The organism is Candidatus Mycobacterium methanotrophicum (assembly GCF_023515995.1).
Classification (GTDB): domain Bacteria; phylum Actinomycetota; class Actinomycetes; order Mycobacteriales; family Mycobacteriaceae; genus Mycobacterium; species Mycobacterium methanotrophicum.
Genome location: NZ_CP097320.1, coordinates 4,608,025 through 4,630,035 on the forward strand (window position 1 = coordinate 4,608,025; position 22,011 = coordinate 4,630,035).

Consider the following 22,011-nt stretch of genomic DNA (forward strand, 5'->3'; position numbering starts at 1 on the left):
AACGAATTGTCGAAAGTTGACCCTCAAGCGGCTAGCGGTGCGGCGGGCCCGAATCGGGAATGCCCCAAGAAGCCGTCGTAGATCTGGTCCCGTGGGTCGACGGTCAGCGGCACGCGGCCATCGTAGCTGTGGCACAGTGACTTCTAGCGTGATTGTGATCATCGGCGCCGGCATATGTGGCCTCGCGACCGCCTATGAGCTGACGTGCCGCGGCGCGCAGGCTGTGGTGATCGAGCGCGGTGAGCCGTTCGCCGAGCAATCCGCAGGATTGGCACGGATCTTCCGCATCGCTCACCGGCGTCCGGAATTGTGCCGGCTCGCCATGTGCGCTCGCACCGGCTGGCAGCGTTGGGAGGCCGAATTCGGCGCGGGGCGGCTGCTCGGCTCTGAGGGCTTTATTGCGGTCGGCGCCCACAACGACATCGCCACGGCAATGACAGATGCCGGTGCGGTGTTCTCAAGCCTTGATCAGGCGGCCATCCCGGCGCGAATTCCCTTTCTGGCTGCGACCTATCCGCGCGGGATATTCGATCCGCTCGGTGGCAGCCTGCGGATCCGCCGTGCGCTGAGCGCCTTGGCACGGCGGGTCGAAATCCGCCGCGGCGAGGCCGTATCGGTTGACGATGATGGCGCGACGACCCTCGCCGACGGCACCGTCGTGCGAGGCGACCGCGTACTGATCTGCGCAGGTGTCCAAACGCCGGCATTGTTCGGCCCGCTCGACGTCGAGTTCGCCGCACACACTCGCTTCACCTATGCGGGAGCCGACGCGGTCGGCGCCGCGTGCCTGTCTGCGCCCGAAGGCTACGGGTTGCCCCTCGGCAGCACCGGCCGCTGGGCGTTCGGGCAAGATGTGCCGGACACCGCCACTGTCCGCAAGCTGTTCCCGTCGTTATCGCCTGTGGCCCAAGTGGATTGCGTTACCGTCCGTGCGCCGTGGCTCGATGACGGCGGCGATGGTTGGACGGTAGCGCGCCGGGGCCGCGTCGTCGCATTCGTCGGCGGTAACCTGATGAAGTTCGGGCCGCTGCTCGGCGAGCTGCTCGCAGAGGCTGTGCTCACCGACGAGCTGCCCCGCGACCTGACTCTGGGCTGATGCTCTCGCCCTCTTATGCCGCCACCTCTTTGCTTCGCCACACGCCGGCAACCGGTATCGGGCTGTTGCTCACCACGCTTAAGCCGCCGAGGCGACGCCAGGAGCGGATAGCGTTGCGGGTGACTTCCAGAATCCGGGCGGCACCGGCATCACCGTTCGCCAGCCTGTGTGCGCGCGGCGCATTGCCGGCTACCGCGTCTAAGGTGTCCCAGTCGTCGGTCTCAACAAGTGTGGTCGATTGGTAGGCGGAGCGGATGGCATACTAGTTCGGCGCCCTGAGACGTCTCACTGACCGGCCGAGCGGCGCGGACGGCGCTGTCCCACTGGGCAATCGGCGGCGTTTCGCCAGGGGCGAGCCGGCGATGAAGCTCGAGGCTGTCTCCGGGTGACAAGTAGCCATCAGGCCCGGCCAGCAGGTCGTTGCACAACTGGACGAATGACGCCAGCGGGCGCGCGGATGTGGCCGGGAAGTAGGTGATCTGCTCGTCGCCGTTGATGTATGAAATCGCGTTCATGGCGCACCCTTTGCCGGATCCCGGCTGGTGAGAGCCCCTGGCCGGTCGCAACGGGTGCGTGCGTCCTCCACGACCGCATATTGGTAGGGCAGCTCCTCGCGCTGGACCACCAGGGTCGCTGCGCCCGCGCGCTCGATGAGCTTGGCCTTACGCGAGGACGGCGAGGCGCCGATCCGGATGTTCCCGACCGAGTGTAGTCATACCAGATCGGGACAGTGGCCGGCGAACGGCCGTCAGAGGCGGCCCACGGACAGCGCACCATCGTGCTTGGCTGCGAGGAATTCGTCACGTTCAGTCTCACTGAAGGCTTTCATACGCGTCGAGGCGATGCCCGCCGCTGACTAGTGCGATGCCGTCGCAGCTTGCTCTGCTCCAGTAGAAAGAGATTCGCGAGCGTAGCTCAGGGCCGACGCGGCACTCTGGCTAGTGCGCTTCGTAGGATTCGGAGAAGATGGGACGGGGTGGCTGCGGTCGCCGTGGTCACAGGAAAGTGGGAGTCGAAATGGCTGACATCACCAGGCTGATTCTCGCCGAGCATGAATGGTTCCGCGAACAGTTCGCCAAGCTGGACGATCTGCAAGCGCAGACGCCAGCCGGCCATGCGGCACTCGAGCGGGTATGGCGTCCGCTCGGCGAGAAGCTCGACCTGCACGCCTACATCGAAGAAAAGATCTTTTACCCACAGCTACTCAAGCGCGGAGTCGACAATCCCGAAGGCGAAACGCTCGACGCTATCGGCGATCACAATGACATTCGCGGCGGCGTGCGTGCCGCGAACGCGGCCCCGATCGGCACCGACCCATGGTGGACGGCGGTAGGTCAAACCCGACAGGCCAACGACGATCACATGGGCGAAGAAGAACGGGAAGGGCTTTCGGACTTTCGCCGCCATGCCCCGATCGGCCTTCGTGAATCGCTCGGGCGCCAATACAGTGAGTTCATGGGCCAGCATCCCGGCACCAAGGGATTAGCGGTCACCGACCGCGATCCGCGGCGCTACGTTGAAGCTATCAAGAACCCCGCGACACCCAAACCGGCGGACTACTCGCTGCGCATCGGCAGCCTGAAAGGCCAACAGGGCTAGCTCGCCGCGTCGGCGGCGAACTAGCCGTTTGTCACCTCTTCAGCGACCGTCATGCGTGGCCGGAGCCGCAACCGACACCCGGCACACATCCGTTACCACCGGGCACCCCGCCTGGGCCCCAGAACTGGCCACCGGATCCGCAACCGACACCCGCGGCGCAGCCCTGCCCGCCCGGACCGCCATTAGGACCGCTGTTTTGGCCACCTGAGCCGCAGTTTCCGTTGGCGTCACAGCCCACCCCCGCCTGGGTCTTGCTTGAAGACGACGTGGGTGGGTGCCGCATCGGCCATTGCTGGAGCCGGCGCGAAAATTTCGGCTGCCGCCGCAGGCGTCACTGCAAGCGCCGCCGCGACAACGCCACCGGCCACCAGCGGTTTGATCACGTTGAATTTCGCTAACATGCGGGCGGTATACCCCCTTCCGCACATGTGGAAAACCTTCTCGACGAATGTCGCTGAGTTCCCACGACCGGACGTCGTCGCGATGGTGAGATGAACAACGTGACCTCACCAAGGACCGCACGGGCCTATGGTGATTGCTCCGCACAACGATGTCATTTCCGAGGGCGGGAAGTATGCGACCACGTCCGATCCGCGCGGTCGCGTGTTCGAAGCGCATCAGCATCGCAACAGTCTTCGATGAACGCCCGACTTCCCGGTGAAACAACGTCGTTAAGCGTCTGGTGCTCAGGTCAACTCGCTTGGCAACTGAGTTCATCGACGCTCGGCCGCGACTGCGTTGCAGCAGGTGCCACGCGTAGGCGGCTTCGGGACGAACCGTCGAATGATCACGGCGTGTTCGCGCGTCTACCAAGTATTCCCAAGTATTCCGCGATCAACGCAAAAGCATCCCGCCAATTCTCGGTCGCGCGGTCGGAAGGGCTACGGCGTTTCAGCCGGCTCCGCCCCGTCATCGAGGCTGACGATAAAGGCCAGCGTTGACGTCGGCATGCCGCGATGCACCTCGCCCACAACGGCCAGGGCGCGGCATCCACCATCGACGCAACGCCGGGACCACTCCATAGGCAGGTAACTGAAACCGGTCTAGCTGCCAGCTGCGTACGACTACGCCCGCGCATCGGGTGCTCCTCGACAACCAGCGGCAACCGGACATCGGAAAAATTCACGGGAACAGTACCGCCGGTACGCACACTCGGCCAGTGCCGTGGGTAGAGGTCAGTGAACAGTTGTTTCGTTTTGATGACTAGCGGCAGAACGCAGTCGATACGGGAGGAGTATGTGATGCCAGAAGTTAGCGTGCCGACTTTCCGCCCAGCGCAGTGGGTTGACAGGCTCAAATTTTTATCGACGGTAACAGTCTGGTGAGGTTCCAGAGCCGATTTCGCCTGGCCGATAGACACGAGATCGCCAGTGCGGCCACCACTATACCGATCAACACGATCACCGCTTGCCACAACCGGAAATCGATCCCGCCCAGGATGAGCTGGCGCAATCCGTTGACCCCGTACGTCATCGGGTCAAAGCGGTGAAATACCTGGAACGGCTTCGAAGTGGTTTCCACCGGATACATGCCGCCGGCGCTGACCAGCTGCAGCATGAGTAAGGCCATGATCAGGACGCGCCCAACCGCCGGGCCGACGAGCGCGTTGATCGCTTGCGTCGCCGCGACGAACGCAAAGGAGACCAGGATCATGAATCCCACCATCGCGCCCGGATGAGCGGCGTGCATACCGAGCGCGAACCGTACTACACCGTAAAGGATTATCGCCTGCATCATCCCGATCACCGCAGCGGGCAGGTAGCTGGACAGCGCCACGCGCAAGGCGATCACCTCTGCGGCGATAGCGCGGGTTTGCAAGGGCCGCAGCACCATCCACAGCACAAGTGCGCCGAAGAACAGGGCAAGGGTGAGGAAGAACGGCGCCATTCCGGTGCCGAAGTTGGGTGCGGCATTCTCATGGGTGGTTTCGAGGTTGACCGGGCCACCGATTGTGTCGGCGATCGCTTCCTTCTGCCGAGTCGTCCAATTGGGCACCTGCTTGGCGCCCTCAGCGAGTCTGGTCGCCAGCTCGGCCGATCCCGCCTTGAGTTGCGCGGTGCCCGATGCCAGCTGTTGCGCACCGTCGTCGAGTTTCGCGACACCGCTTGCCAACTCGGCGTTCCCGGCGGCGACTTGGTCGGCTCCGTTGCGCAGTTGGGTGAGTTTGTTCGTCAGCTCCTGTCCCTTGCGGCCGACTTGGTCGAGAGCCGATTTCAGCGGGCTCCCGGGTGCGCCCAGCGTCGAGGACATCGCGATTGCGGCGTTCTGCGCGTCGGTGAGCTGCTGGCGAATCTGCGGTGTGAACTGGTGCTGCCGAAGCTGATCTTGTATCCCGCGCAAAGCCGCCGCGGCGGTGCTTGCTACTGGATCTTGGCTTGCGGCGAGCTGATCGGTCACCGATGACAGGGTGTTGGCGGCGGCGTCTTGCGCCAGGGCGATGGCGTTGATCTGGTCGGCGGCCTGCTGCATCGCCATTGCGCCCTGGCGCAACCGTTCGGCGTTGCCGCCGACCGTCGAGAGCGCCTTGCTCACCGCGAGCAGCGGGTCGGTGGCCTCGTTAATACCGTCGGATAGCTGCTTGGCGGCGGCGGCAAGCTGCGCCGAGCCGGACCGGGCGGTGTGCAGACCCGTTGAAAGCTGACCGGCGCCGTCATCGACCCGCGCCGCTCCATCGGCGAGTTGTTTCGCGCCGTCGACGGCTTGCTTGATCCCCGCGCCCGACGAAACGACCACGGACAGCACCTGATTGACCGCCTGCCCGGATATCCGGCTCGATACGGCGTTGAGAACCTGGCTGATGGCGGTGCGGCCGATGCTTGACGAGATGTAATTGTTGGCGTCGTTGTACACCGCGATGAGGTTGGCTTGTCGCGGTTGCCCGGTCACCGGCGATGCGATCGCTGCGCTGAAGTCAGGCGGCAGCTCGAGCATGAAGTAATACTTGCCGTGATCGACTCCATTGCGAGCTTCTTCGGGGTTGACCACATGCCAGTCCAGGCTGCGGTCGGCTGTCAGGCTTTTGGCTATCTCGGAACCGGCGTTGATCTGCTGCCCGGAGACGGCGGCACCGCGGTCGGAGTTGACCAGCGCCACAGGCATGTTGTTCACACGGCCAAAGGGATCCCAGTATGCCCACAGGTACAGCGCGCCGTACACCAGCGGAAGCAGCATCAACACCACGATCGCCGCGCGGGTCATTCGGCTGCGGCCGAAACGCTTAATTTCCGAACCAAATACGAACCCGGCAAGCATCGTTAGTCCCTTCCCGTCACGGTGCGGTGATCGTGTATTTCATGGTCGGGGGCACCCACGCCGAGCGGGTTGGTCACCCCCACAACGACGGTGCGTTGCGTCGCGATCGCGCCGAGCCGCTCGACCGCAATCGCCCGCCGAGAGTTGTCGCGGACCTGCTCGAGGTCGCCGACCACCAGAATTGGGCGGTCGGAAAACAGCGCGAGAGTGATTCGCAGCAAAAACAGTTCCAGGTCGGACAAGTCCGCGATGTAGGACTCGGGCGACGGCGCGGGCACCTCGCCGAAGACTTCGCCCAGTTCGCTCTGACCGGACCGGACCGGCACCCGCGCGTACCACGGCGCCAGCCAGCTGCGCTGCTCGGCCAGCGCGGTCCGCACGCTCACCGACTCCTCCAGATCATCGATGTCGGCGAATGCCGCGATCGAGCAGTGCCGTCGGATCCCGCGCGGTTCGCAATCCCCTAGCACGGTCACCGTGCCATGGGTGGCCTTCAGCCGTCCGGCGAGTGTCAACAGTAGAGCCGTCTGCCCCGGTCCCCCGGGCATTTGAATGGCGTGGAACCCCTGGGTGAGTGCGAGGTCGATGTCCGAGAAAAGCGGTCCGTGCTCGCCGTCCACCCCCAGCCCGGTAGCGGTGATCAGCATCGGCGGCGCAGCAGCCTCCCGCTGGTCCTCTGCGTCCATGGGGTTCGCTCTTTTCGCCGGGGGTGGACGTTGCAAGTCCATTCGATCAAAACCCGCGGCGGCAATGCGAGCTAATAGCCGGCGCAGCCCTAACGCAGAGACGTCCGATGTGCCCGAGCGTTAGCTGAAATATGGCTTTCACCGATGCGGCCACCAATAGCCCGACGATGTTGCGTCAGTCACCGGGATTCGGCTCGCCGGGTGGCGGCGGAATCCGCTGCCAGCCATCCTTATCCGAAAAGGTCCAGCCGCACGGCACCCACTCGATGTGAAGATAACCGGAATCGCCGGACGTCCAGCACTTCGGCGCGTTCGGGTCAGGTGTCGGCGAGACGGGGTCGGCAAGGGCAACACCGCTGCCGCCGAGCAACAAAGCAGCCGCGACAGCCGCGACACCGATCAGCTTCGTACCCATCTTTCGATTGTTTTCAGGTGTGCGCTCGTCGTCAAATGAAGCGGTTAGGTGCCTGGCGAAGCAAAGAACTGAGTTCTGCGCCGGTAACCAACCATGATGAACGGGTGGCCACCGAAATCCGCGTTCTCGACGGTGGGGAAGACCTCACCGCCGCGGCTAATGTGTTCCGCGCCGCCATGGTCGGGTTGCCACCGCTGCTGAACCTGGCGCCCGGCCAGATCATCAAGCTGCTCGAGCCCGGCCGTACCGTCGGTGCATTCGTCGAGGGGCAACTCGTTGGCACCGCCGACGCTGTCACTAGCGGACTGACCCTGCCCGGTGGAGCGGTCGTGGGCCACGCCGCCGTGACCCATATCGGGGTGTTGCCGTCGTTTACCCGAAGGGGGATCGCCACCGATCTGATACGCCATCAGTTGCGCGACATCGCCGCGCGGGATGAGGTGGTAGCGACGTTGCGCGCTTCCGAGGCGCGCGAGCAGTTCGCGATGTACGGCCAGTTGCCTTCCTACCGGGCGATGTTGGACCGCGGAGGCTACGCCGGTCCGGAAGATGCCGCGCTGATTGGCGACGAGGCCACGGTGCGCGACCGGCTCGATGAGGTGCGCGCGGCGGGCGTCGACGAGTCCGTCGCGATTCCGCTCGATCCCTCACCCGAGGGCCGGGACCGGACGCGGGCACTGATCAGCTCGTTATAGTTCAAGCGGGGGTCAGGGATTCGGCCTTCTTGACCGACGCGGGCCATGGCGAGGGTACCGGTCGCTGCCGAACGACCTGTGGCCACCAGAACCACTTGCCAAGCAGCGCGGCAATGGACGGGGTCATCAGCGACCGGACGACAAGCGTGTCGAAGAGCAGGCCGAGGCCGATGGTGGTGCCGACCTGCCCGATGACGGTCAGCTCGCTGACGGCCATCGTCATCATCGTGAACGCGAACACCAGCCCAGCCGAAGTAACTACCGATCCGGTGCCGCCCATCGATCGGATGATCCCGGTGTTCAGGCCCGCGTGGATCTCCTCTTTGAACCGCGACACCAGTAGCAGGTTGTAGTCGGCGCCTACCGCGAGCAGGATGATCACCGACATCGCGAGCACCATCCAGTGCAGGTCGACGCCGATGAGGTGCTGCCAGATGAGCACCGAAAGTCCGAAAGACGCGCCCAGTGAAAGCACCACGGTGCCCACGATCACAGCCGATGCCACCACGCTTCGCGTGATGATCAGCATGATGATGAAAATCAGGCACAGCGAGGCGATTCCGGCGATCAACAGATCATAGTTGCTGCCGTCACGCATGTCCTTGAAGGTGGCCGCTGTTCCGCCGAGGTAGACCTTCGAGCCCTCCAGCGGCGTGCCCTTGAGCGCCTCGTAAGCCGCCTTCTTGATCGCGTCAATATGCGAAATACCTTCCGCGCTCATCGGATCGCCGTCGTGACTGATGATGAACCGGACAGCGTGGCCGTCGGGCGACAGGAAATTTTTCATGCCCTTCTTGAACTCCGCGTTGTCGAAGACCTCCGGTGGCAGGTAAAAGGAGTCGTCGTTCTTCGACGCGTCGAATGCCTTGCCCATGGCGCTTGAGTTCTTCTGCGCCTCGTCCTGCTGATCCTGCAAACCCTTTTGGGTCGAATACATGGTCAGCATCATCGTTTTCATGTTTTTCATGTTCGCGATCATCTCGGGCATCAGCGCCACCAGCTGCGGCATCAATTGGTCGAGGCGATCCATGACGGGCAGCAGGCTCTCGATGTCATCGGTCATCGTGTCGATGCCGTCGAGGCCGTCGAAGACGGACCGCAGACTCCAGCACACCGGGATATCGAAGCAGTGCTTTTCCCAGTAGAAGTAGCTGCGGATGGGTCGAAAGAAGTCCTCGAAATCGGCCATATGATCGCGTAATTCGGCGACATCGATGGTCATGTCGTGCATCTTTTTGACCATCTCATGCATGTTGTCGGACATCTGTTGGGTCAGGCTCTGCATCTTGACCATGCTGTTGATGGTTATCTGCATCTCGTCGGCCTGCTTGAGCATGTCTGCCATCTGATCCTGCTGGTATTTCTGGTTCATCTGCTGGCTGACGCCCTGCATGCCGATCTGGAACGGGATCGAGGTGTGCTCGATCGTCGTGCCCTGCGGCCGGGTGATGGCCTGCACGCGGCCGACACCGGGCACCCGGAAGATCGCCTTGGCGACCTTGTCGATGACCAGGAAGTCCGCGGAATTGCGCAGATCGTGGTCGCTTTCGATCATCAGCAGCTCGGGGTTCATCCGCGCTTGCGAGAAATGCCGATCCGCAGCGGCGTAGCCTGCGTTCGCCGGCAGATCGGCGGGCAGGTACTTGCGGTCGTTGTAATTCGTCCGGTACCCGGGCAGGGTCAATAGACCGACGAGCGCCACCGCGATGGTCATGATCAAGACCGGGCCGGGCCATCGGACAACCAGAGCGCCGATCTTGCGCCAACCGCGAATGCGCTGTGTTCGCCGCGGCTCGAGCACCTGACGAAATCGCGTTGCCGCCGAAATCACCGCAGGACCTAGCGTCAGTGCCGCCGCGACCACGACCACCATGCCGATGGCCAGCGGGATACCCAGCGTCTGGAAGTAGGGCAGGTTGGTGAAGTGCAGGCAGAACGTCGCGCCGGCGATGGTCATGCCCGACCCGAGCACGACGTGCGCGGTGCCGCCGAACATGGTGTAGTAGGCGTCTTCTCGCGATTCGCCCACGGACCGGGCTTCCTGATATCGGCCGATCAAAAAGATCGCGTAGTCGGTGGCCGCCGCGATCGCCAACGTGACCAACAGGTTGGTGGCGAACGTGGAGAGCCCGATGATGTTGTGGTAGCCGAGGAAGGCGACCGTGCCGCGGGCGGCCGCAAGCTCGAACATCACCATCAGCAACGTCAGCAACATGGTGACGATCGACCGGTAGACCAGTAGCAGCATCGAGATGATCACCAGGAACGTCACGGTGGTGATCACCCGCAGGCTGCGGTCGCCGGCGATGTGCTGATCGGCCGACAGTGCCGCGGGTCCGGTGACGTAGGCCGTGACCCCGTTGGGCCTCGGCACGCTTTTGACGATCTGCTGGACGGCCTCGACCGATTCGTTGGCCAGCGCTTCGCCCTGGTTACCAGCAAGATAGACTTGGACGTAGGCTGCCTTGGCGTCGTTGCTTTGGACCCCCGCCCCGCTTAGCGGATCGCTCCACATGTCCTGCACGTGTTCGACGTGTTTGGTGTCGGCGTCGAGCTTTTTGACGATCTGGTCGTAGTAGGCGTGAGCGTCTTTGCCGAGGGGGTTCTGGCCCTCCAGCACGATCATCACCGAGCTGTTCGACTTGTACTCGTTGAACACCGCGCCCATGTGCTTGGTCGCGATCACCGATTGCGCGTCGTCGGGGCTCATCGAGACCGAGCGCATCTGCCCGACGATGTCCAGCTGCGGGACGACGGTGTTGAGGACCGCGATGGTCGCGATCCAGCCGAGGATGACCGGTATGGCGAACCGGCGGATGAACCGCGGGATCGCCGGCCGCACCGCGTGTTCGGCAATAGGGGGGGTCTCGGTGCGGGCGTCGTCGATGCTTGCGCTCATGCGGATTTCACCAAGCAAAAGGTCAGGGCATGCACGCCGTTGGATATTTTCTCCGCCTTGACTTCGTCGTCGATGGTGATGCGGCAACCGAGGTAGTCACCGTCACTTTGTGCCGAGAGGTTCGGGAAGACCGAGGGGGCGGTTGTGCGCAGCACCAGCGTCCAGGGCAGGGGGGCGTCGTCGATCCGCATGGGGTCGGCGGACAGATTCAGATAGTTGACGTTGGCGTGGCTTGCCGAGCCCCAAATCTCGTACTTGACGACCTTCGGCTTGAACGGTTTGGAATCGTCCATCCGTGCCCTGCTCAGCGGACGGCCGTTCTCGGCGCCAAAAAACGACTTGACCCGGGCCACCGTGAAGCCACCGACCACGACGACCGCCACGATCAGCAGCGGCAACCAGCCGTTGCGGACAACCTTCGAGATCGGCACGTCCGGAGCATCCTTCCTGGTCAGGCAACAGCGAAGTGAGCGGCTCTAGCGGATTAAGTTGCCCCACAACCGGTCTGGATGTCTGCTGTGGCGCCTCTGGCGCCGACGCGCCCCGTACAGCGCAAGCGTCGCCGGCGCCCGCAGTTAGACATACTACATACTGTGCATATTTTGCAGAATGCGCAACTATTAGCTAGGCGTTTCAGATCACGTCGTGAAGATGCTGTTGACCAACGCAGCAGCGCGCTCGACGTACGGCATCGGTGTGTCATCCGGGTCTTTCGGCTTGCCCTTGGTCCAGCTCTCGATCCCCGACCGGATGGCCGTCAGGGCCAGCGCGGAAATCAATCGGGCGATCTCATTGTCAGGCCGCATTTTCTGGCGGCGGACGACGATCGCAGTCAGGTGGTTTTGAAATCGCTCCAACTCGGCGAGGAATGCCGACAACACCGCAGGGTGTGTTTTAGCGAGTTCCAGCATGGTTTCTGCCTGCTCGCGCGCTGGGGGCATGTCGCGGAGATGGTGCGCGGCCAAAGTGATCAACTCGGCCAGGACGGTCGAATAAGGAGCAGGTCCGGCTGCGACAAAATCGGCGACCAGTTCCGGGGGTATGTCGGAGGGTCCGTAGGCGATCGCCGACTCTTTGTTCGCGAAGTAATTGAAGAACGTGCGCGAAGAAATACCGGCCTCGGCGCAGATCTCGTCGATGGTCGCCTTGTCGATGCCGCGCTCGCGCGCTAGGCGCACCGCGGCATCGCGGATGTCCGCGCTGGTCTGTCGGCGACGTCGCTCGCGCAGACCCATCTGAATGCCCACAGGCCTATCGTTGCACGGACTGCAAACATTGCAGCCCAATGGCGTGTTTAAGCCACGCGCGGAGCTGGGTTATCGATCACCGAGTATTCGGTGGCGTCGCCGCAGATGACCCGGCTCTGCTCGCCGTGAACGCTCACCGGAATGTCGCCGGCGAGCGTAATCCGATGCATCCGGCGGGGCTGCTTTCCGTAGTCGGAGACGGCGTAGTGCTGGGTCGCACGGTTGTCCCACATTGCCACGTCGCCGAGCTCCCAGTTCCATCGAATCGTGTTCTCTAGCCGGGTAATACGGTCTTGAAAGATTCGGAACAGGGCCCGCGACTCGCTGCCGGTTACGCCCAGAATGTGCTTGACGAAGTTGCCGAGGAGCAGGGATCGTTCGCTGGTCTCGGGATGCACCCGCACCACCGGATGGTGCGTTTCGAAATGTGTCGAATGAAATTCGTTGGCGTACTTCGACACCGCATCGGGGTTCGCCTGTAACGCAGCCAGCTTAGCCGGATCGATTTGGGCGTAGTCAAACTCGTTGTTGTGCATTGCCCACAGGTTGTCGGCGAGCTGTCGCAGCGGCTGCGGCAACTGCTGATAGGCAGCCACCGTCGATGCCCAGGTGGTCGTGCCGCCGTAGGAAGGCAACTCGACGGCTCGCAGGATCGAGGCTTTCGGCACCCGGTCGACAAACGTGACGTCGGTGTGCCACTGGTTGGCGCCGCCCCCCTCGAAGGATTCCAATCGCATGACCCGGCTGCCTTCGAACCTCAGCGTGGGATGCGGCGTCGTGGGAACGCCCAGGCTCTCGGCAAAGGCGAAATGTGATTCGTCGTCGAGGTGATGCTGACCGCGAAAAAACAGCACCTTGTGCTGCCCCAGCGCCCTATTAATCGCGGCCGCGGTTTCGGCGTCGAGCTCGCCAAGCCGCACGCCGTCGACGCGCGCGCCGATGTTCTCGCTCAGCTTCACCACACGCAGATCACTACTCATGGCCGTCCCTTCGAATCTTCATACTGTAGCCGCCTGTCTACACAGCGGCTCGTCCGCTACTGTACACAGATGGCTACATCGGGGGCAAGAGTTGCCGACTATAAACCGCTTGGCAAAGAAGAAGTTGTCGCCGCCGTGCTGGCAGCGGCCAGCGAGCTGTTCGCCGAGAAAGGCCCGGCCGCGACATCGATTCGTGAGGTTGCCGCGCGGGCCGGGGTGAACCACGGGCTGCTGCATCGCCACTTCGGGAGCAAACGCCAACTGCTGGCGGCGACGCTGCAGCATCTCGCCGATTCGGGAGCTAAGCTGCGCGAGTCCGGGGCACCCGCGGACAAACTCGAGGCCGCACACGAACTTCAGGCGCGAGTCATGGTGCGTTCGACGCTCGACGGATTTCCCATTGAAGAACTTCAGAAGCGCTTCCCCGGCATGGAACGGTTCCTCACGCAGGTGCGCTTCAAGGTCAGTGACGACCGACAGGCACGGTTGTTGGCCGCCCATGCGATGGCGCTTCAATTCGGGTGGGGACTGATGGCGCCAACGCTGCGGGCCGCGTTTGGCCTGAACAGCCTCAGTGACGCCGAGATCCGCGCGGCGGTTGCCGAGCAAATCTCGAAAACTATTGGAGGGTAGTGACTGACCGAATTGGTGAGCGAGCGCTACGGTCGGTGCAGAGATGACGGCGGTGTCTATGGCAGGGCAAATCCCATTGGTCGACTATTTGGTGCTCGACGACGGTGATCCCCACCTGGTCGCGCAGCAGTGCGCCAGCTGCGGGGCCCGGTTCTTCGACCGGCGCAACGCGTGCGCCGGCTAGCCTGCTCGCGAAAGTGCAACTAGCGACACGATTCTCGAGTAGCGCCGTCGTTAACGGCACTTTCGCGAGCAGGCTCAGTCCATCAAGAAGTCGGCGACGATAGCGGCCATATCGTCGATGGCATTGCGCGGTATGACCTCGAATCCGTGCGTGCTCAGCGTGGGCAGGCAGAGCAGCGCGGCGCGCGGGGCCAGCCCGCTGGCCTTGGAATGCGAGGCGTCGGACATGAATGCACCGAGAGTCGCCGCCTGCGGCGCCAGCCCGCGAGCGCTGGCGATCTGCATCAGCCGGTCGGCGACGTCCTTGTCGTACGCGCATAGCGCATCGCTGTAGCCGACGATGGGACCGCCGGTGACGGTGGTCGCGTACTCCCGCTCGGTGGGCCCGACGTCCAGGGCCAGCGTCAGGGTGCCCGGCAAGCTCGCACTTGCATAGGAGCCGCCGATCCCGCCGACCTCTTCGTTGGTGGTGAACACCAGGTAGACGTCATCGGTGGGTCGCTGCCCGCGCTCATGCAGTAATCGGGCCGCGCACAGCAAGGCCGTCACCGCGGCGCGGTCGTCGAGAAAATAGGCGCCGAGGTAATTTCCGAACTCGACCAGATCTCGCTTGCTGCGGTCGACACATACCCGCGTGCCGGCATGCACGCCCGCAGCGGCCAAGTCTTCGGGGGTCCGTCCGGTGAAGACGTAGACGTGCTGCCAGTCCAGCGCGCGATCGCCCTGATCGGGTTTCGTTTCCCAGATCCGCGGACTCTCGTGCGTGGTGTGCTCGGAGCCGAGAGTGAGCACCGCGGTGAGTGTCTGGTGCTCGCCGAGGACGGCGACGGGACCGAGCCCGAAGTTGCCCGGGTACATGATTCCGAGCTGCGTCAGGTGCAGCGTGCCGTCGGATTCGACCCGCTTGACCAGCATCGTCAGTTCGTCCATGTGCGCCGTGACGCGCGTCGCGGCACTGGGCCCGAACGTGAGGCGGTGGCGGTGCTCATGCACCCCGGTCTCGTGGCTGGAAGCGCTGGTAGCGCCGATATAGCCGATCAAATTTCCGGCATCGTCGGTCCACATGTCGTCGACGAGGGGTTGCAGTTCGCGGGCGCACACGACCCGTACCGCCTCTTCCTGGCCACACGGTCCGTAGGTCCACAACAGCTCTTGGAGTAGGTCGTCAGTTGGGGTGCGATCACGCGGCGCCATGGGATGTCCTTACCCGTGTTGTGTTGGGGATCCCCGTAAATGTGGATCCAATTGTTTGTTTTTCTACCGTTGTTTGGCCTGGTTCTCGTACCGCTTGAGGGCGGTGGACCGTAGTCGGGGTCAAGGTGGAGCGCCCGCAGCGCACAGGACGAACGACCTTGAGGCGACCAGGATCCGCCGCATACTCGGCCAGCGAGAAAACAGGCAAAGACGCTATGGTTCAAGTCATTTGCTACCTCCCGTGCGGAAACGTGGGTCCGTGGACACTCGGCCCGGCGACATGATGATCGACGGGGTGCCCGGCGTGCGGGTCACTGAAGGGTGCGGCCGCTCAATCTTTCCGAGAAGTCCACCCAACGGCGGCACGCCCACGCCCGCGGCCGCCAGCTCCTCGACGACATACCCCCGCCCAGTGCAGCCCCCCAGCGTGAAATCGCCATCCCCGTCCGGGCAATGCTCGGCCAGCCGCCGCAACGTGGCCCCCGTTGCCGGACGAATCTGGCCCCAATGCACCAATCCGTCGTCATCGACGTAATCGAAGGTGATCTGCTTTCGGTGCACGTCCAAACCGCCTACGATCGTCACCGGGACCTCCTCGATTCGAGCTCCTGAAACTATTTACCGACGCCCATATCATCGAGCGCCTGTGCCGAGGGGGTCCCCATCACATGTCATCTTTCATTAATGCCACCGTATCGCCGGCGAGCGCAGCGATTTGCGGGCCGTCGCCACGTGGTAGCCGCATGGGGTATCGCTGCGCGATGCGAGGGGCGGGGCACGTCAGCCGTGCTTCGAGGCGGCTCAGTCGAGGAAAGCAGGAAGGACTGCAGTGAACGAAGAGCAACGCAACGTGATGGCATCAGGGGCCCGCTTCATTGCGGCGTTAGATCAAAGTGGTGGGAGCACCCCGAAAGCTCTGAAGCTGTACGGGATTTCAGAGCAGGAGTACCACAACGACGAGCAAATGTTCGATCTTATTCACCAGATGCGGGAGCGCCTCATGTCGAGTCCGAGCTTCACCGGCGACAAAATCGTGGCGACCATATCTTTTCGAGCAGACGATGGACCGCGCGATCAACGGCGATGACATCGCGACGTTCCTGCGGAAACAGAAGCACATCGTGCCGTTTGTGAAGGTCGATCAGGGCCTCGCCGACGCCGAGAACGGCGTGCAGCTGATGAAACCGATGACCAAGCTCGACTCCCTACTGGAGCGGGCCGTCGCCAAGGGGGTATTCGGCACCAAGATGCGCTCATTCATCCAGCAGCCGAACGAGGGCGGAATCAAGGCCATCGCCGACCAGCAGTTCGACTATGCGCACAGGATCTCCCAGCGCGGCCTCATGCCGATCATCGAGCCCGAAGTAAGCATCAAGTGCCCCGACAAGCCCGACGCGGACAGCCTGTTGGTGGCAGCGCTCAGGGCGAAGCTTGACGAGCTCGACGACGGGCAGGTGATGCTCAAGCTGACGTTGCCCGACGAGAACGACCTGTACGCGCCGCTGATCGAGCATCCCCGCGTGCTGAGGGTGGTCGCCTTGTCCGGCGGCTACAGCCTCGCCGAAAGTTGCACGATCTTGGCTCGCTGTCACCACCTCATCGCGAGCTTCTCGCGAGCGTTGACCGAGGGGCTGACCGTCGATCAGACCGATGCGGAATTCGACGAGAAGCTCAAGTCGAATATTGATGAGATCTACACCGCGTCGATGACATAGCCGGTTCTGCACAGCGGATGCAACCCCGCCGAAAGCGCCGAAAACGCCGTCGGCCTGCCACCGCTGGACAGGCCTGTTGCCCGCCGACGCGGTGCTTGTGCGATCGCCAGAAAACCATAGTTAACGCGGCCGCCCGATGGGTTAGCCTGAAGCCACGTTGGGCAGCGGAGCGAAGGAGCGAAATGGTGGAGTCGGGTTTGTGGGGCCTGCTGACGATAATTACTTTCGCCTTCATCATGATGTCGGCCGCTGTTGCCTCGCGCTACGTGGCGCGGTTGCGCAACCGAGCGTCTCTCCCGATCAGTGAGGAGGTTGGCAGCGCATTTGCGATCATCAAGAAAGTGCGCAAGCGTCAACCCCTGTCGCACGATGAGTTGGTTTACGCCAAGCAAATTGTCGCCGATCGCAGCTCTCCGATGGCGTTCTGCATCCCCGGTACTTTGTTCCTGCTGGGATGTTTTTATGTGCTTGGCAGCCTTTACCATTTGCATGGGGCGACGCCGTCCGAGCGGACATTCCTCGGCGTCATCCCGATGCTGACCTCCGCCAACCTGGCCCTTCGGCTTGTCGGCAGCGCAAGGCTGAAAAGGGTTCTGCAGAAAGCCTATTGAGGCAAGGACGGTCCGGGTGGTTTCGCTGAATTCCGGTGGATTGGACCGTGTCGCGTCCGCACTGCCGAGAGCCCCGGTGACTGATAACGTCCGCACACCTGGTGTTAGCCGCTTTGGTGCGGGCTGGTATTCTTTCCCGTTATATCTCAAGCTGATTGATATATAACCCGGGGTCATGCCCGCCACCGGCGAGACGCGATGCCCGAGAACGGATTCGAAGAAGGTGGTCGAGTGAGCCCTCGTTCAGTCGGCAGGACTTTCTTGTCGCGAGCCTGGATGCCGCTGGTCACCGTGGTCGTGGTCGGGGTGGGTCTGGTGTGCATGTCGAAGGTGCACCAGCTCTCCGCTCCCCCACCCGTCATCACCGTCAATGGTCCTCAGGCACCTGAGGAGTTCAATCCCAAGCACCTCACCTACGATGTGTTCGGCGCCGCAGGGGCCGGCGGGAAGCTCGTCTACATCGACATCGACGGCCATCCGCATCAGGTCGATGTCACAACGTTGCCGTGGTCCCACACGGAGACGACTACGCTCACGGTGGTTTCCGGCAGCGTCTCGGTGCACGTTCACGGCGGACAGGTGGGCTGCCGGATATTGGTGGATGGCGTTGTCCGCGATGCACATTCGACTAGCCATCAGGACGCGGACGTCGAGTGCAGAGTGAAGTCCGCATGAGCGAGCATCGGGCGGAGCAGCTCAAACGGCCCTTCATCCCCAGAATGGTCCGTGTCCTCGCGATACCGATCATCGTCTTCTGGGGCCTACTCGCCGTGACGACGAACGCCTTCATTCCCAAGGTGGAGGACGTCGCACAAGAACTGGCTGGACCGATGGTGCCGCACTACGCGCCCTCACAGCGTTCGATGTTGGCTATCGGCGCGAAGTTCCACGAGTCCAACTCAACCAGCCTGACGATGATCGTGTTCGAGGCAAACCGCCCGCTGGTCATTGCGGACCACCAGTACTACGACAGTCTGATGCGCCGGCTCGAGCACGACACCCAGCACGTGCAATACGTGATGGATCTGTGGGGCAAACCGTTCACCGCAGCCGGGGCGCAAAGCCTAGATGGCCGATCCGCTTATGTGCTGCTGCGTCTCGCCGGGGACATCGGCCAGATTCAAGCCAACCAGTCGGTGGACGCCGTCCGCGATATCGTCGCCAAGGACACCCCGCCGCCCGGGCTCAAGGTCTACGTCAGCGGCGCGGCTCCGCTCGCCTCCGACACCCTCGCCATTGCCAACTCCAGCCTGAACAACGTCACGATCGTCACGATCGTCCTCATTATCGTGATGCTGCTGGTCGTCTACCGCCGTCCGTCCACCTTGTTGGTGCCCTTGCTCGGCGTCCTGATCGAGATGCTGGCCGCCAGAGGGATTGTCGCGACCCTCGGGCATCTCGGGTACATCGAGCTTTCCTCCTTCGCCGTGAACATCGTCATCGCGCTGACTCTGGGAGCGGGAACGGATTACGGCATCTTCTTGATGGGCCGCTATCACGAAGCCCGGCAGGCCGGCGAAAGCCGTGAGGATGCCTTCTACACCGCCTACCGGGGGATAGCGCCCATCGTCATCGGCTCGGGCCTGACGATCGCCGGGGCGTGCTACTGCTTGACTTTCGCGCGGCTCAATTACTTCCACACCATGGGGCCGGCCGTTGCCATCAGCATGCTGTTCACCATCGCCGCAGCGATGACGCTGGGCCCGGCCATGTTGACCGTGGGCAGCCTGTTCGGGATGTTCGAGCCGCGACAGGCTGCGAAGGCGCATCTATACCGGCGGATCGGCGCGAGCGTGGTGCGCTGGCCGGTGCCGATCCTGGCGGCCAGTTCGGCGGTCGTGATGATCGGGGGGATCTTCGTGCCGACCTACCGGCAAAACTACGACGATCGTCAATACCAACCGCGCGACGCCCCGGCCAATCTGGGTTTCGCCGCCGCCGACCGGCACTTCGCCAAGAGCAAACTGTTCTCCGAGATGCTGATGGTCGAAACCGACCACGACATGCGCAACTCGGCTGATTTCATCACACTGGACCGGGTCGCCAAAGCTCTCATCCGCCTGCACGGCGTGGCGATGGTGCAAAGCATTACCAGGCCCCTGGGCCATGCGCTCGAGCATGCCAGCATTCCCTACTTGTTCACCACATTGGGCAGCGGCAACGGTCAACAGCTCCCGTTCAATAACGAACAGAACTCCAACACTGACCAGCAGGCCGATATCGAGGCGCATTCTGTCGCAGTCTTGCGCAAAGAGATCGGCTTTTTCCAAAAGGTCTCCGATGAGCTGCATAAGACGGCCCTCACCGTTGAAGATCTGCAAAGGGTAAGCGAAGATATCAACGACGACGTCTCAAACCTCGACGACTTCTTTCGCCCGATCAAAAGCTATTTTTATTGGGAGAAACACTGTTTCGACATACCTATTTGCTGGACGTTCAGGTCAGTATTCGCCACGATCGACCAGATCGACAAATTGGCCGAGGACATCAAGTACGCCAGAATCTCTCTCGACGAGATCGACAAGACCTTCCCGCAGATCATCGCGCAGTTGAAAGCCACGGCCGACGACACCGAAGCCCTGCGGGCGAAGTTGGTCAACTCCTATGGTTCCGCGGACCTCCAGTCCATCCAGACCGACCAGACGTTCGACGACCAGATCAACGTCGGCAACGACTTCGACAAGTCCCGCAGCGATGACTACTTCTACATCCCGCACGAGGGTTTCGACAACGAGGACGTCAAGACCGGCGAGAAACTGATGATGTCGCCGGACGGCAAGGCGGCCCGCTTCATCGTCACTCACGAGGGTGACGCGATGGGGCCCGAAGGTGTGGAACACGTCGAGATGTTCCCCGACGCAATAAAGACGATCTTGAAAGAGACCTCGTTGGCCGGCGCGCGGATCTATATCGGCGGCTCGGGGTCCAACGACCAGGACATCAAGGAGTACGCCACCTCTGATTTGCTCATCGCGGCGATCGCCGCCTTCATGCTGATCTTTTTGATCATGATGTTCATCACCCGAAGTCTGGTGGCGGCCTTAGTCATTCCCGGCACCGTGGCCTTCTCCTATACCGGGGCGTTCGGACTGTCCATCCTGGTCTGGCAGCATCTGATCGGGCTGCACCTGCACTGGCTGGTGTTGCCGCTGACGTTCATCATCCTGGTGGCGGTCGGGTCGGACTACAACCTGCTGCTGATCAACCGGATCAAAGAAGAGATTCACGCCGGGCTGCACACCGGTCTGATCCGCGCGCTGGGAAGCACGGGCGGTGTGGTGACGTCGGCTGGTTTGGTGTTCGCGTTCACCATGTTGGCAATGCTGACAAGCGATCTCAGAACGATCGGACAGGTGGGTTCCACTGTCTGCATCGGCCTGCTTCTCGACACGCTGATCGTGCGTTCGTTCGTCGTGCCATGCATCCTCAGGATCCTGGGACCCTGGTTCTGGTGGCCCACGCTGGTGCGTTCCCGTCCGCTACCGCAGCGATAACAGGCGTTACAGGTCGACGACACGACATTCCTGGGCGCGAACCGCGTGCGATCGAAACGGCTCAGGCCGCCGGCTACGTTGATGCGCGGTGGGAACCGATGGAGCTGCTGAGCATGCTGTTCGGGATTGGCATGGCGTGGGCGCGCTGGCCGCGTCAGGACGACATCGCCGACGACACCGCCGTCGTCACGGCCCGGTGTTCGGCGGCCATCGAGACTGCCGCGCGAATCGTCACACCTCGCGACGGTGCTTCATCGACAACACGCTAATCACCCGCGGTACACCCTTCACCCGCGTCTCCCTGTGTGTTCGCGCACGTATGCATCGCAACACGGCCGCCCCGCATTTTCTGTCCGCGCGGGGCCGCGAGGTTCGGATAGCGCAAGTGCTTTCCGGTTCAGACCGATGTATCCCTGTAACCAGAACGTGGCCGGGGCGTACTGGTTGCTCGGCTACTTTACGACTCGGCTGATGTAGTGCCTCCTTGCGCGTGAATGTTTACGTCGCGCCCGGAGGCGACCGAACCTAACACGAAGCACGGGAGTTCGATGGATTTCGAGGGCAGACATACCCGGGACCTCATAACACTGGCTCGGCGGGCACTGCAGGGTGACAACGTCGACAAGGGCATGCTTTGCATGGCTGCGATCAGGGTGATCGACGACCCTCCGCGAGATGGCATCTTGCGCAGTCTGTCCGACCACGTATGTCAGGCGGTTTTTGACTGGGCTTGCTTCGATGGCTCCGATGCACGACTTGAGGGTGTCGTCGAAAGCTATAAGGCTGCTGCCAGTGCCTTACGCGTCGAGCATCGGCTTAATATGCTGCGGCATTAGGGGTTTCCCAAGTGCCGTAGCGAAGCGGACCGCTGGCCGAAGCTGGAACGGCAGCGCGCGCACGCGGATAGCTCACGAAACATCTTGTGAGCAAAGGATTACGCTGGCTTCGTCCTCCGGGTCGGTGAAGGTGCCGAGACGGTGAGTACCTTCTCGACGGTGCGCGGGACGTTTTCGACGGCCGCTGGGCCGCCAAGAGCTAACCGCATCAGATAGCCTGGCAGCACACACAACATCAGATCAGCCAGAGATGTCCGGTCGAGTGGACCGTGGTCATCGCGTGATGGCGTTTTCGTGTCCACCGTGCTTTCGGCTCCGGTGTGCGCGTCGGCGCTCAACGTGGCGAGGGCATTGGCGGTGGCCTCGTGCGAGTGCGCGACCAGGGTGGGGTCGCGCTGGCAACGATGGGCAGGAGATGACGTCCGATGAGTAGTGTGGAAGTGACTCCGGAACTTTCGGCCGGTTCGTGGAAACCC

17 protein-coding genes and 6 pseudogenes are annotated in these 22,011 nt (G+C 62.7%); 11 read left to right on the forward strand and 12 right to left on the reverse strand.

The genetic code is table 11. From position 1 onward, the window contains the following. Positions 1-148 precede the first annotated feature (148 nt). Positions 149-1,096 carry an NAD(P)/FAD-dependent oxidoreductase gene (locus M5I08_RS24030; protein WP_219068267.1) on the forward strand — a complete coding sequence of 316 codons (948 nt, stop codon included), beginning with the start codon at positions 149-151 and terminating at the stop codon, positions 1,094-1,096. A 221-nt stretch (positions 1,097-1,317) separates the two neighbouring features. Here the strand turns inward: M5I08_RS24030 and M5I08_RS24035 are convergent, their stop codons facing one another. Beyond that, entirely contained in the window at positions 1,318-1,611 is a 294-nt protein-coding gene (locus tag M5I08_RS24035; protein WP_219068260.1) for a hypothetical protein, read from the reverse strand. Between the two features lie 38 nt (positions 1,612-1,649). Beyond that, a pseudogene (locus M5I08_RS24040) lies at positions 1,650-1,925 on the reverse strand (pyridoxamine 5'-phosphate oxidase family protein); the annotation flags it as partial. Between the two features lie 188 nt (positions 1,926-2,113). Here M5I08_RS24040 and M5I08_RS24045 point away from each other — a divergent pair. Next, entirely contained in the window at positions 2,114-2,695 is a 582-nt protein-coding gene (locus M5I08_RS24045) for a hemerythrin domain-containing protein (protein ID WP_219068259.1), read from the forward strand. Between the two features lie 49 nt (positions 2,696-2,744). Here the strand turns inward: M5I08_RS24045 and M5I08_RS27155 are convergent. The 4 genes and pseudogenes from M5I08_RS27155 to M5I08_RS24065 all read right to left on the reverse strand — a co-directional run bounded on the left by M5I08_RS27155 (position 2,745) and on the right by M5I08_RS24065 (position 7,048). Further along, positions 2,745-3,075, reverse strand: a pseudogene (locus M5I08_RS27155) (PE-PGRS family protein). A gap of 913 nt (positions 3,076-3,988) precedes the next feature. Beyond that, on the reverse strand, positions 3,989-5,947 hold the full coding sequence (locus tag M5I08_RS24055) for a YhgE/Pip domain-containing protein (protein WP_219068258.1): 1,959 nt from the start codon (positions 5,945-5,947) through the stop codon (positions 3,989-3,991). A gap of 2 nt (positions 5,948-5,949) precedes the next feature. Continuing rightward, complete coding sequence (locus tag M5I08_RS24060) at positions 5,950-6,633, reverse strand: hypothetical protein (protein ID WP_219068257.1); 684 nt, start codon at positions 6,631-6,633, stop codon at positions 5,950-5,952. A 175-nt stretch (positions 6,634-6,808) separates the two neighbouring features. Beyond that, complete coding sequence (locus M5I08_RS24065; RefSeq protein ID WP_219068256.1) at positions 6,809-7,048, reverse strand: hypothetical protein; 240 nt, start codon at positions 7,046-7,048, stop codon at positions 6,809-6,811. Between the two features lie 104 nt (positions 7,049-7,152). On the opposite strand from M5I08_RS24065, the pseudogene M5I08_RS24070 reads away from it, so the two are divergent. Then, positions 7,153-7,518, forward strand: a pseudogene (locus M5I08_RS24070) (GNAT family N-acetyltransferase); the annotation flags it as partial. Continuing rightward, positions 7,516-7,743, forward strand: a pseudogene (locus M5I08_RS27160) (LLM class F420-dependent oxidoreductase); the annotation flags it as partial. The pseudogenes M5I08_RS24070 and M5I08_RS27160, both read left to right, overlap by 3 nt. A gap of 1 nt (position 7,744) precedes the next feature. On the opposite strand, the gene M5I08_RS24075 reads toward M5I08_RS27160, so the two are convergent. The 4 genes from M5I08_RS24075 to M5I08_RS24090 all read right to left on the reverse strand — a co-directional run bounded on the left by M5I08_RS24075 (position 7,745) and on the right by M5I08_RS24090 (position 12,869). Further along, on the reverse strand, positions 7,745-10,642 hold the full coding sequence (locus tag M5I08_RS24075) for an MMPL/RND family transporter (protein ID WP_219068255.1): 2,898 nt from the start codon (positions 10,640-10,642) through the stop codon (positions 7,745-7,747). Next, a complete protein-coding gene (locus M5I08_RS24080; protein WP_304502951.1) occupies positions 10,639-11,073 on the reverse strand; it encodes an MmpS family transport accessory protein in 435 nt (144 codons plus the stop codon). Before M5I08_RS24080 ends, M5I08_RS24075 begins: the two co-directional genes overlap by 4 nt. Before the next feature lie 207 nt (positions 11,074-11,280). Then, positions 11,281-11,877, reverse strand: a complete 597-nt coding sequence (locus M5I08_RS24085; RefSeq protein WP_370328670.1) for a TetR/AcrR family transcriptional regulator — start codon at positions 11,875-11,877, stop codon at positions 11,281-11,283. 59 nt (positions 11,878-11,936) lie between these two features. Then, complete coding sequence (locus tag M5I08_RS24090; protein WP_219068253.1) at positions 11,937-12,869, reverse strand: TauD/TfdA dioxygenase family protein; 933 nt, start codon at positions 12,867-12,869, stop codon at positions 11,937-11,939. A gap of 69 nt (positions 12,870-12,938) precedes the next feature. Here M5I08_RS24090 and M5I08_RS24095 point away from each other — a divergent pair, with 69 nt between their 5' ends. Together M5I08_RS24095 and M5I08_RS24100 are read left to right on the forward strand one after the other, a co-directional pair. Next, positions 12,939-13,502 carry a TetR/AcrR family transcriptional regulator gene (locus tag M5I08_RS24095; protein WP_219068252.1) on the forward strand — a complete coding sequence of 188 codons (564 nt, stop codon included), beginning with the start codon at positions 12,939-12,941 and terminating at the stop codon, positions 13,500-13,502. A 58-nt stretch (positions 13,503-13,560) separates the two neighbouring features. Then, positions 13,561-13,680, forward strand: a pseudogene (locus tag M5I08_RS24100) (zinc ribbon domain-containing protein); the annotation flags it as partial. An 80-nt stretch (positions 13,681-13,760) separates the two neighbouring features. Here M5I08_RS24100 and M5I08_RS24105 read toward each other — a convergent pair. Both M5I08_RS24105 and M5I08_RS24110 read right to left on the reverse strand, forming a co-directional pair. Further along, on the reverse strand, positions 13,761-14,879 hold the full coding sequence (locus M5I08_RS24105) for a M20/M25/M40 family metallo-hydrolase (protein WP_219068251.1): 1,119 nt from the start codon (positions 14,877-14,879) through the stop codon (positions 13,761-13,763). A 225-nt stretch (positions 14,880-15,104) separates the two neighbouring features. Continuing rightward, positions 15,105-15,464 carry a hypothetical protein gene (locus tag M5I08_RS24110; RefSeq protein ID WP_249762999.1) on the reverse strand — a complete coding sequence of 120 codons (360 nt, stop codon included), beginning with the start codon at positions 15,462-15,464 and terminating at the stop codon, positions 15,105-15,107. 268 nt (positions 15,465-15,732) lie between these two features. Here M5I08_RS24110 and M5I08_RS24115 point away from each other — a divergent pair. The 5 genes and pseudogenes from M5I08_RS24115 (at position 15,733) to M5I08_RS27370 (ending at position 20,968) form a co-directional block, all read left to right on the forward strand. Further along, a pseudogene (locus M5I08_RS24115) lies at positions 15,733-16,594 on the forward strand (fructose bisphosphate aldolase). Between the two features lie 182 nt (positions 16,595-16,776). Next, the gene (locus M5I08_RS24120; protein WP_370328542.1) at positions 16,777-17,205 is read left to right on the forward strand and encodes a hypothetical protein; all 429 of its coding nucleotides are present in this window, start codon (positions 16,777-16,779) and stop codon (positions 17,203-17,205) included. Positions 17,206-17,481: 276 nt separating this feature from the next. Next, positions 17,482-17,880: an MmpS family transport accessory protein gene (locus M5I08_RS24125; RefSeq protein WP_219068264.1), complete on the forward strand. Its 399-nt coding sequence runs from the start codon at positions 17,482-17,484 to the stop codon at positions 17,878-17,880. Continuing rightward, positions 17,877-20,699 carry an MMPL/RND family transporter gene (locus M5I08_RS24130; RefSeq protein WP_219068250.1) on the forward strand — a complete coding sequence of 941 codons (2,823 nt, stop codon included), beginning with the start codon at positions 17,877-17,879 and terminating at the stop codon, positions 20,697-20,699. The genes M5I08_RS24125 and M5I08_RS24130 overlap by 4 nt, the downstream gene beginning before the upstream one ends. A 98-nt stretch (positions 20,700-20,797) precedes the next feature. Then, the gene (locus M5I08_RS27370; protein WP_440271470.1) at positions 20,798-20,968 is read left to right on the forward strand and encodes a hypothetical protein; all 171 of its coding nucleotides are present in this window, start codon (positions 20,798-20,800) and stop codon (positions 20,966-20,968) included. Positions 20,969-22,011: the final 1,043 nt, after the last annotated feature.